Annotated in this window: 7 protein-coding genes and 1 pseudogene; 6 read left to right on the forward strand and 2 right to left on the reverse strand. The window is 60.4% G+C overall.

Annotated features, from left to right (window positions below):
- The first annotated feature begins 400 nt into the window (after window positions 1-400).
- The 4 genes and pseudogenes from JKL46_RS25395 to JKL46_RS25410 all read left to right on the forward strand — a co-directional run.
- Window positions 401-628 (forward strand): hypothetical protein, encoded by a 228-nt coding sequence (locus JKL46_RS25395; RefSeq protein ID WP_201838562.1) that lies wholly within the window; start codon window positions 401-403, stop codon window positions 626-628.
- A 117-nt stretch (window positions 629-745) separates the two neighbouring features.
- Window positions 746-2818: a response regulator gene (locus JKL46_RS25400; RefSeq protein ID WP_343074116.1), complete on the forward strand. Its 2073-nt coding sequence runs from the start codon at window positions 746-748 to the stop codon at window positions 2816-2818.
- Between the two features lie 160 nt (window positions 2819-2978).
- The gene (locus tag JKL46_RS25405; RefSeq protein WP_201838566.1) at window positions 2979-3680 is read left to right on the forward strand and encodes an IS6 family transposase; all 702 of its coding nucleotides are present in this window, start codon (window positions 2979-2981) and stop codon (window positions 3678-3680) included.
- A gap of 62 nt (window positions 3681-3742) precedes the next feature.
- A pseudogene (locus JKL46_RS25410) lies at window positions 3743-4294 on the forward strand (IS6 family transposase); the annotation flags it as partial.
- 1206 nt (window positions 4295-5500) lie between these two features.
- Here JKL46_RS25410 and JKL46_RS25415 read toward each other — a convergent pair.
- Both JKL46_RS25415 and JKL46_RS25420 read right to left on the reverse strand, forming a co-directional pair.
- Window positions 5501-8632, reverse strand: a complete 3132-nt coding sequence (locus tag JKL46_RS25415) for an efflux RND transporter permease subunit (protein WP_201838568.1) — start codon at window positions 8630-8632, stop codon at window positions 5501-5503.
- On the reverse strand, window positions 8629-9750 hold the full coding sequence (locus JKL46_RS25420; RefSeq protein WP_201838570.1) for an efflux RND transporter periplasmic adaptor subunit: 1122 nt from the start codon (window positions 9748-9750) through the stop codon (window positions 8629-8631). The genes JKL46_RS25415 and JKL46_RS25420 overlap by 4 nt, the downstream gene beginning before the upstream one ends.
- A gap of 1168 nt (window positions 9751-10918) precedes the next feature.
- Between JKL46_RS25420 and JKL46_RS25425 the strand changes: the two genes are divergently transcribed.
- Together JKL46_RS25425 and JKL46_RS36940 are read left to right on the forward strand one after the other, a co-directional pair.
- Complete coding sequence (locus tag JKL46_RS25425) at window positions 10919-11266, forward strand: helix-turn-helix domain-containing protein (RefSeq protein ID WP_201838572.1); 348 nt, start codon at window positions 10919-10921, stop codon at window positions 11264-11266.
- A 12-nt stretch (window positions 11267-11278) separates the two neighbouring features.
- Window positions 11279-11379, forward strand: a 101-nt coding sequence (locus tag JKL46_RS36940; protein WP_201838589.1) for a winged helix-turn-helix domain-containing protein, incomplete at its 3' end; no start/stop codon positions are given.

The following is an 11379-nucleotide window of genomic DNA, read 5'->3' on the forward strand; positions in this document are numbered from 1 at the left end:
CCGGAAGTAACCCAAACTGCGGTCAAATCGCCCCGAAAGCCTCAGCATCACCCTGGTAGCGATAAGCGCCAGTTATCGATACTGATCGACTTAACGAACCGGTCTCATACCATGGCGTAGTGATGCCTTCACTCGATACCATTACTCTAAGTTTTATATTTTCCCACAGTTACTTAGATGGCGACTCTTACGACATTCGGTCGGGTCATCGGGGCAGTTTAGGGGGCTGTGGGCCTCAGGCTGACCGGATGTCACTTTGCCCCTAAAGGCGAGATAAGGAACTCAACAAAATCAAGGGCAATCCTTTGCCGCTAAATGCGAGATTTTGCCTATAAAATCGAGATTTTCCCTCTAAAAGTGAGACAGCGTTTACAGGGGCGTGCGGCTGGCTGCGATGGAGATGGAACGGGACCTGACAGAGTTCGCCAAGGCCGCCCTGCTCCGGACCTATCACAAGGAAGCCCGTTTGCTCGCCACCGTCGATCGTATCGCGCCAGATCCAGCACCGCGTTCCCACGCAGGGATCAAAGAGCAGCGAACAAACCTGATCGGCATCTCGCCTTTAAGGGCAAAGAATATCGCCTTTCGTCACCCAACGCGACGAATCTCAGAGTTAAAGGCAAAGTGACATGCACACAAGCTAGGGCCACTATGTTCGAATGAAGATGTTTGATAACAAGCCAGCCCTTTGTGCGTGGACCAAGCTGAATTCATGATGGAAGATCATAGGCAGGTGGGGTCACACGTGGGCGCACTCCGCCTCGGCTCAGTTTCCCCCCGGTCCGAACCGGTCCTTGCCAAGATCCTGGTGGTCGATGACGATCCCAGGAATCTCCTGGCCATGGAAGAAGTGCTGCGCTCGCCCGGCATCGCGATCATCACGGCCGATTCCGGCGAGGCCGCCCTGCGGCACCTCCTGCAACATGATTTCGCCGTTATCCTGCTCGACGTGCAGATGCCGCGGCTCGACGGCTATGAGGTCGCCGGCCTGATCCGCAACCGGCCGCGCTCGGCGCGGGTGCCGATCCTGTTCCTCACGGCTTTCAACAAGGACGACCTGCACGTCTTTCGTGGCTATTCGGCCGGCGCGGTCGACTACGTGTTCAAGCCGATCGAGCCGCTGATCCTGAAGTCGAAGGTCAACATCTTCGTTGATCTCTATCGCAAGACCGAGGAGATCCGCCGGCAGGGCGAGGAGGAGCGTCGCCTCCTGATTGAGAACCTGCGGGTTCGCAGCGAGAAGCTGCAAACCGAGCAGGCTCTGCGTCGCCGCGAGGAGCATCAGTCCCTTGTGCTCCAGTCGCTGCCGATTGCGCTGTACACCGCCTCTGTCGATGAGGATCACCGGCAGCTTCATTTCACCAACGACAGCATTGACCGCATCACCGGTTTCAGGCCGGAGGCTTTCTTGGAACGTCCGGATTTCTGGTCGTCGCGGCTCAAGCCGGAGGATCGGGATCGAGTCTTGAGTCAGCTCCAGCAGTTGCGTGATGAAGGCGCCGTCACTCTCGAATATCGCTGGTGCTGTGCCGACGGAACGGAGCGCCATTTCCTTGATCAGACATTGCTCATGCACGATGACGAGGGCCGCCCACGCGAGTGCTTTGGCATGTGGTTCGATATTACCGAGCGCACGCAGATGGAGCAGAACCTGCTCCACGCGAGCAAGCTCGAAGCGGTGGGCCGCCTTACGGGCGGCATCGCCCACGACTTCAACAACATGCTGAGCGTCGTCATCGGCAATCTCGATCTGCTTCGGAAATCCATTCAAGGCAACGAGACAGCCGAGAGGCGCGTGCGGATGGCAATGGAGAGCGCGCAGCACTGTGCCGACCTCACCTATCGGCTTCTCACCTTCTCGCGGCGCCAGCCACTGCAGGTCTCGACCATCGACCTAAAGACTCTTATGCCCGGGTTGCTCGACCTGATGCGGCGGACTTTGGGCGAGCGCATCAACGCCAGCCTTCAGCTGGAGCAGGAGATCTGGCCCACTCAGGTTGACCGGGCGCAACTCGAGGCCGCGCTTCTCAATCTTGCGGTCAATGCTCGTGACGCCATGCCAGAGGGCGGCGACCTGACGATTGCCGTCGAAAACCGGGTGATGGAAGAAGGCACGGCTGTCTCGGCTGGCGAGTACGTCATGATTACGGTCAGCGACACCGGAACCGGCATGCCTCCCGAGGTGCTGCAGCGCGTGTTCGAGCCGTTCTTCACCACCAAGGAGAGTGGCAAGGGCACGGGCCTTGGGCTCAGCATGGTGTATGGCTTCGTCCAGCAGTCCCATGGCCATGTGGAGATAGACAGCGTACCGAACGAGGGCACGAGCATCCGGATGATCCTGCCTCGGACGCAAGGCGTCGTCGAGCGTCGGCAGGAAACCCCACCCGCCGTTGTAGAGCCCTTCGGGGCTGGGCAGACCGTGCTCGTCGTCGAGGACGATCCGGCAGTTCGCCAAGTGGCGCTCTCGACAATCCGCTCGCTGGGTTTCGAGGCAATCGAGGCTGCATCCGCCGACGAGGCGCTTCGGCTGCTGAAAGCGGACGGACACGTGCGCCTCGTGTTCTCCGACGTACGGATGCCAGGTGAACTCAACGGCATCGATCTTGCACACCTGATCAAGCAAGAAACGCCGGACATCCGGGTGCTCCTGACCACCGGCTATGTGGACGGCGACGAAACAATCGACGACGTCGACCTTCTCTATAAGCCTTACCAGACCAGCGATCTCGCAGCAAAGATCCAATCCGTCATGGCAGCTCCCCAGCCTCCTGATGTCAAATCACTTCCGGCTCCCGCACCGGGATCCGCCGCGGAGTAATGAATTGTTGCGGAAGTATCAGACGGTCACATCCTAGTGTTGTGACTCTAACGCTTGTTTCGCACGGGCGACTTTCTCCAGGATCGCCGAGGCCGGGGCTGTCCAGACGGTGATGTCACGTTAACCCAGCTATGAGAGCGAGCCGTGTAGACGGGCTGCCATGACCAAGCTCGTCAGCTACAGGCGCCACCGCTTTCCACCCGAGATCATTGCCCACGCGGTCTGGCTCTATTTCAGGTGTCCATTGAGCCTGCGGCTCGTCGAGGAACTGCTGCTTGAGCGTGGTATTGTTGTTTCTTACGAGACCGTCCGGCGCTGGGCTCTGAAGTTCGGGCCCGAATACGCCCGCCGCCTCAAACGCAAGAGGCCGAGGCGGCGCGACATTTGGCATCTCGACGAGGTCGTGATCACCATTGCAGGCCAAAGGCACTGGCTCTGGCGGGCCGTCGATCAGGATGGCTATGTCCTTGATGAAATCGTCCAGACGCGGCACGATACCAAAGCGGCCAAGCGCTTGCTGAAACGTCTGTTGAAGAAGCAGGGCTGCGCTCCCAAGCGGCTGATCACCGACAAGCTGGGCTCCTATGCTGCCGCCCGGCGCCAGATCATGCCAAGGGTCGAGCATCGCTCGCATAAGGGTCTGAATAACCGGGCGGAGAACTCGCATCTCCCATTGCGGAAACGTGAGCGGGCGATGCAGGGGTTCCGATCACCGGGAGGCCTGCAGCGGTTCACCTCGGTTTTCTCAGCCGTCAGAAACCTGTTCGTCCCGCCCCGCTCCCGCCGCTCTGCCCTCGCTACCCACCTCCACCGCCTCCAGGCCGTAGCGGCGTGGAAGTCTGCCGCCGGAGTTGCCGCGTGAGCCGGTCCGCCGACCGAGTTTGCCCCAGTGCGCCTGATGCAAGTTTATGTGACAGCACCGTTATTCGCTATTCACCCGAACTGCTGGAACGCTTCAACCAGCGCAAGCGGGCCGCCACTGGCAGATGGCACATTGACGAGACCTACGTGAAAGTTCGAGGCCAGTGGTGCTATCTCTATCGTGCCATCGACAGCAATGGCGATACGATTGAGTTTTGGTTCAGTGAGCGGCGAAACCTCACCGCTGCCAAACGGTTTCTGCGCAAGGCTCTGGAGCGGCATGGCCGACCCGAGCGGATTGTGATCGACGGCAGTCAGACGAACCGTGAGGCAATCCTGTCTTGCGACACGACGGACCGACTACAAGACCGATCACGACGTCAGCTGAAACCGATCCGGATCCGGCAGAGCCAATATCTCAATAACCGCATTGAACAGGATCATCGCGCTATCAAGCGGCGGATCCGCCCCATGCTTGGATTCAAGTCGGTGAACAGCGCTCGCGTAATCCTGGGCGGCATCGAGATGATCCACATGATGCGGAAAGGACAGGCGAAGTATGCCTACAATCCGCAGCCTTCACTGGCAGAGCAGTTCGATCTGCTCGCTGCCTGAACGCACTATCGAGCGTCTGTCCTTTCCTTGTCTCTTTTCCAAATTTGCGACGCAACCGGGTAGGGTCCCGCCCCCGCGCCAGTAAATGTCCAAGAGTGCCCAAGACGAAATCTCTTCGAGCTTCCTGATCACGTCAATCGCTGTGATTGGTTTACGTGATGTGAGGGTAGCCTATCATTGCGGCATTCTTGATTGCCCGAGATCTGAAGACGTCAGGCGATGCTGAAGGTTATAGAGGATCGTCCCATATTAGGTCTTTGGAGGTCTTAAGCTATTCCCAAAGGATGCGTCAGAGAAACGAAGGCGAAACATTCCAGACATAAGCGGGCCACATGGCGTCGCTAGACCAGAGGCGGACCGCAGATCTTGCCGAGTCTCAGCGGCTCCCGTTGTCTCACGGCCAGCGCCGACAACAGAGCCCCGCTCCACCACGGCGGGGCTCGTCACCAAGGCCGGGCTTCTATTGGTGGAGCACAGAATGGATTGGTGTGATCAGCCCGTTGAGCATATCGCCCAGCAGTTCTATGCGACGCTCGAGGCCGCAGAGCCATGGAGCTCGGCACCCGAGCCGCTGCGGGAAGAACTCCGTTCGTTAGCGCGTACGGCCCTGACGATGATGGCAGAGTGGCAAACTGAGGGCTCGACAGAATTGGAACCACCCACTGCTGCAACTTCTTCCCTGAATTGAATTCCTGATAACGATGCACCGTCGATGACACTGGGCATTCTGAAAGCACCAGATCTCCACGCAAGCTGCGCGGCCACTGTTTGTTGCGACAGTCTCTCTCACAAGTCGGAAGCATTCATCGACCTGTTGGGAACCCCAGCGGCCTGGCGCTTGAGTTCCCGGGTCTGACAGGGCGATGGGCCGTCCGCTTTTTGTCCTGCTGGGCAACAGCATGAGGGGGAACACCAGTCTGTTGGCCTTTCTCATGCAGGCCATCACCCCCCGCTAAGACGTTGCATCGAGCACGACGCAATGGCTCTGACGGGCGATTCAATGCAAAAACCTTTCTCGAAATATCGTCCGCAGGTTGAAAAGCAGGTGAATACCGATTGATGGATCCGTTGCACGAGCTCTGAATCCACACACATCCGCCCGATAAGGCGGCAGCACGTCATCGAGGCGATCACGACGAAAGCTGTAGCCCGCCGCTTTGTGGGACAGGAAACATCTGGTGACGGCCAGGTCAGGAGCAGATCAACTCACTCGGACATAGCAGATTGTGACAAGACAGCTTCTCCAGTTGGCGGGCTTGGCCGACCCTTCTCGACGAGAAGCCGGCCGAGCCATCTGCCGAGAAAACGCTGGAGGTCGTCCATGAATGTAAAGACAACGGGCACGTAGATCAGGCTGAGAAGCGTCGACGAGACAAGGCCGCCGATCACCGCGATCGCCATCGGCGCGCGCGTCTCGGCGTCAGCGCCGATGCCGAGAGCGATCGGCAGCATGCCCGCGCCCATGGCGATCGAGGTCATGACGATGGGACGGGCGCGCTTGCTGGCGCCATCAAGCAGGGCTGAGAACCGGTCAGAACCCTGTTCCAGCGCGACAAGAGCGTATTCCACGAGAAGGATCGAATTCTTGGCCGCAATTCCCATCAGCATCAGGATGCCGATCAGAGTCGAGATGCCCAAGCTACTGCCCGCAAGCAGGAGGAAACCAAGTGCACCACCGACCGATAAGGGGAGAGCGACCAGAATGGTGATCGGCTGAACAAAGCTTTTGAACAGCAGCACAAGGGTGAAGTACATCAGGAGGATTCCTGAGACGATTGCGACCGCGAAGCCGGAGAACATTTCCTGCATGCGCTCGACATCCCCTCGCTGCATTTCCGCAACGCCCTCCGGTAGATTTTGCATGATCGGAAGGACGCGGATCCGCTGGGTGACCTCGCCCAGAGTGAGGCCGGCCAGATCCGCTTCGATGGTGGCGCTCTGGGTGCGGTTGATACGCTCGATGGTGTTCGGGCCCGCACCGAAGCTGATCCTGGCCACTGAGCCCAGTGGCACCGTAGCCCTGGTGCCGGTCACGGGCAGGTTGGCGAGTTGCTCAGGATCGTTGACCACGCCGTCCGCCAACGACACCTGGATTGAGATCTGACGGTCACCTAGATTGAACTTGGCGAGATTGGTCGAGGTGTCACCGAGCGTCGCTACATTGACCGTCTTGGCGATCGTTGCAGGCGTCACTCCGATCTCTGCCGCGCGATCGAGGTCCGGCGTGACAATCAGTTCAGGTTTTGCCGTTGCGGCCGAAGATGTTGGGTTCAGCAGCCCAGGGATGGTGGCCATCTCGTTCAGCAGCTGGTTGCTGGCTGAATTGAGCGCCATGGTATTGTCGCTGACTAGTGTCACCGACACTGTCGAGCCGGAGAAGCCGCCTGCGCCGAAGCTGATGCGGGCACCAGGGATGGTCGCCAGCTTCGCGGCGTTCGCTGCCTCGAACTCCTGCTGCGAGCGTGAGCGATCACGCCTGTCCACCAGGCTGACGGTGACGGTTGCTGACCGAACTTCGCTGGCGCTGCTGCCGCTCGCGGGGCCCATGTCCGATGAGCTCGGGGTCCCGATCGAGGCGAAGATGCTCTTGACCTCAGGTTCCCCCTTCAAGAGTTCGGTCACCCGAAGGACGGCGGCATCGGTTTCGGCCAGGGTCGCGCCGGGCGGGAGCTCGACGGAGATCATCGACCGGCCGCGGTCGGTTGACGGCATGAACTCGGTCGGCAGCTGCGTGGCAAGCGCTATGGACACGGCGAAGAAGACGATGCCGAGGATCAGCGTGAGCCAACGGAAGCGTAGCGCCTTCCGGAGAAACCACGGGTAGGTGGGTACCCAGAAAGAGGTCCCCTTGTCATGCCCACCCGCTCGGACCAGGTACGCGCCCATCAGCGGGGTGAGCATGCGGGCGACGAGCAGCGAGAACAGGACGGACACGGCAACGGCGATGCCGAAGCTCATGAATATTTGTCCGGGCATGCCCGGCATGAAGGCAACAGGCAGGAACACGGCAACCAGCGTCGCGGTCGTGGCCACCACCGCAAGGCCGATCTCGTCCGCCGCCTCGAGAGCGGCCTGGTAGGCGCTCTTGCCGCTCTGACGCATGTGCCGGACGATGTTCTCGATCTCGACGATGGCGTCGTCCACCAGGATGCCGACCACCAGCGACAGTGCGAGCAGGCTGATGGTGTTGAGTGACAGATCGAACCACGCCATGACGGCGAAGGTCGGGATCAGCGACAGCGGCATCGCGACTGCGGACACGAGGGTCGCGCGAATGTCACGCAGGAACACGTAAACGACACCGATCGCTAGCAGGGCGCCGAGCCACAATGCCTCGACGGCCGCATCGTAGCTCTCTTCGACGAAATCTGCCGAAGAGGTGACTTCCGTGATGGCGACATCGCTGCGGCCGGCGGAGATCGCCGCCACCTTCCGGCGCACGGCCGCCGTGGCATGGATCTCGCTCGAGCCGACGCTGCGATAGACGCTGAAGGCCACCACTTCCTTGCCATCGAAACGCGCCCGCTGGCGTGGGGTGGACCAGGTATCCTCGACAGTGCCGAGATCCGCGAGGCGGACCTGGCGTCCTCCATTCAGCGTTATGGTTGTCTCGGCGAGGGCCTGAACCGTCGGGGCGCTGCCGAGCGTGCGGACGGACTGCTCCTGACCGCCGAGGGTCACGCGTCCACCGGGCTGGTTGACGTTCACGTTGGCGAGCGTCTGGCTTATTTCGGTGGCGCTGATCCCCAACGATGCGAGCCGGTCCGGATCGAGCTTGACCCAAATAATCCGGTCGACGCCTCCCGAGCCTTTGATCGATGAAACGCCGGTGACTCCGAGAAGCTGCTTGACGAGGTCGTTGTCGACATACCAGCTCAGCTCGTCGGGGCTCATCCCCGGAGCTTCGATGACATAGGTCAGGATGGCGTTACCAGTAGCCTCGACGCGCGTGACAGTGGGTGCTTCAACGGCTGCCGGAAGGTTTGCCCGGATGCTGGAGACAGCGCTCTGGACGTCGCTCGTTGCCCGATCGAGGTCGGTTCCCAACTCGAATTCGATTGTTGTGACGGAGCTTCCCTCGGTGACCGTCGAAGAGACATCCTCCACGTCCCGGAGGGCGGACACCGCATTCTCGATCACCTGTGTGACCTGTGCCTGGAGCTCGGTGGGGGAGGCTCCCGTCTGACGGGCTGTTACCGTCACGGTCGGCATGTCCGTGTCGGGCATGTTGTTGATGCGCAGCTGCCCATAGCCGTAGAGGCCTGCGAGCGTCAGCACCAGGAAGAGAACGATGGTCGGGATCGGATTGTAGATCGACCAGGAGGAGATCCTGTTCATAGCTGGCTCTCGCGCGTACTGGCCTGTCGCGTCGCGATTTGCACGCGGTTGCCGTCATTGAGGAAGCCGACACCATTGACCACGACGGTCTCGCCTTCATTGACGCCATCGAGGATGGTGATGCGGCCATTGCGACGATCACCTGTGGAAACTTTCCTCAGCGAGACGGTGCTATCCTCATTCAGCACGAAGACATGGGGCTGGCCGTCGCGCCACGTCAGGGACGCTTCCGCCACCGTCATTGCGGAGCGCTCCGGCAACTCGATCCTGACCCGGGCGAACATGCCTGCTTGCAGGCCGGAATTCTCTCCAAGAGTGACATAGACGGTGCCAAGGCGTGTGGCGGGGTCCACCTTCTGCGCGATGGCGCGCACTCGACCACTCGTGACGCGACCGGCGGCGTCGGTCACCTCGGCGGCCTGGTCCTTGCGGATACTCGGCAGATGCTGCTCCGGAACCTTCGCCTCAACCTCCAGGCGCCCATCCCGGATAATGTTCAAGAGTTCAGTGCCGACCTGAACGACAGAGCCGATTACGGCAGGCTTATCGGCAATCAGGCCTGCCACGGGTGCCGTGACGGTGGTTTGCGATAGCTGGACCTGGAGTTGCGTGAGGAAGGCCTGAGCCTGGGCCAACTGCGCCCGATTGGTTGTAACGGTGGTTGCGCGCTCCTCAGTGACTTCCTTGCTGACCGCATTTGTTGCGATGAGTTGTTGCGCCCGTTTGTAACCCGACTCCGCTTTCGCCAGGTTCGCCTCAGCCTGCTGGATGACTGCTTCCTGCTGGGTGATCTGAGCCTTGAGCTGACGGGCATCGAGGCGGGCGATTGGCTGACCCTGCTGAACGCGGTCACCCTCCTGAACCAGGACCTCATCAAGAGAAAGGCCTCCCAGGGCAGAGCTGACAGTGATCTCCTGCCATGCCGAAACCGTTCCGGTCACCGGCAATGTGGCGATGATTGGGGTCTTTTGGACGGGTTCCGCCTGGACCGCTAGTGATGTCGCAGCAGCCTGTGCAGATACGGGCGCGGCCGTTTCCTTGGCCGCCTCACCGGGTGTGCAGGCGGCCACTGTAAGCGCCAGCGTCGCAAGGTTGGGCAGGGTGCGAAGGGGCCTCAACGAAACCAATACTACTTCCTCTCACTAACGAAACATGGGCGTCGCAAGCCGCCATGCCGCTGTGACAGGTAAGTGCCGTGTGTTGCCGATAATGTACTGGAACCCTCGATCTGCGAGGGAATTTGTTAGCAAGTGTTGCTCCGGCGAGCTCAGAAACGTTCAGTTACAAAATTATGTGCTTTGCTGTCCGGTGTGGAGCTGAGCTCCTCGGAAACTCGGATTGTTTTGAAATAGCCAAAGGCTATTGAGGCGGCGCTTGGATCGGTTGATCAGAAGCTGGTTGTAGGCATCCTCTTCAACAGGTTCGAACTCGCGACGGACCACATAGTCACAGATGCGGGTAGATTTGCATCGGAGGTCTGGCGAACCAGATACCATTCTCAATCAGGCAGCAACACCCCGGAAACACGCTCGGCTGGGCAGCGCTTTATATAGAACGCACGGGAGGCAGACCGCCCTATACCTTAAGGCATGGATCATCTATGATTTTTCATCTCGGAACACGCCAGACGTTCAGGTTGGCTAGCTTGTCAGCGGTCTCATTGGCCGTCAGCCTATGCGCGCTGACGGCAAGCACTGAGCCGAAGCGCTTAACGGACGAGCAACATCTCGCTGACCGTGTGTTGCCACCAACGCTGAGCCCATCGGGGAAGATCGTCGATCGCTTAGCAACTGCGGCGGAACTTCCGGAGATGGCTTCCCCTGCTCGATCTGCTCCGACACTCGTGAGTCGGTTCGAGTTCTTCGCACCGCCACAGGATGTAAGCCTTGGATTGCAGGCCACTGCCGATCCTGCGTCCAGGACGCCGCGACCGCAGATACGCTCAGGATCAGGCCAGCCGAAGATTATTTCGGGGCAGGACAAGTTGGTGGTGACCGTGATTCCACCTGCCCGACCGAAGGATCTCGACGCCGTCCAAACGCCTGCCGCTCCGATAACGGAGACAAGGGCGGCGCCGGCCACTGTACTTGGGCTGAAGCTGCCGCGGGTTGTCTCAACTGCACATACGGTGATCGTGCGACAAGTCGTAGCCTGGGGTGGCACGATCTCACACATGGCCCAAGGCCTTTGAGGAGTAATACCCGCCCAGAGAATTGCTGACTCGGATTTGCATTGATGTGCCTGGCGTGATCCCCTGACGGCGGGGCACAGTTGCAGGGGATCACCATGGCCGGGCTCCCCATCCGTCAGGACTACGCGCCATCCGATCTGCGGTTGCTGGCGATCGCCAACGCGCTCGAGGGCATGACCCGGGCCGAGACGGCGCGGCTGGCCGGCATGGAGCGTCAGCCCCTGCACGATGCGATCCAACGCTTCGATGCCGCGGGACCGGACGGCTTGCATGAGCGTCATCGGTCCGGCCGCCCGGAGCAGCTCAGCCCTGGTCAGCAGGCCGCGCTCAAGGCCCATATCCTGCGCGGGCCTGAGCCCGAGCGCGATGGGATGAGCGCCTGGCGTCTGGTTGACCTGTGCGAGTATGTCGAACGAAGCTATGGGGTTCGCTATAGCGAATAGGGACTCTCGTGCCTGCTCAGGCGGCTGAACCTGTCGCGCCAGAAGACCCGGCCCTCGCATCCGAAGGGCGATCCGGCCGCACAGGCGGCGTTCAAAAAAGGAGCTGCCGTTAA

Origin of the sequence: Microvirga zambiensis WSM3693 (genome assembly GCF_016735695.1) — a bacterium.
In the GTDB taxonomy this organism is placed as follows: domain Bacteria; phylum Pseudomonadota; class Alphaproteobacteria; order Rhizobiales; family Beijerinckiaceae; genus Microvirga; species Microvirga zambiensis.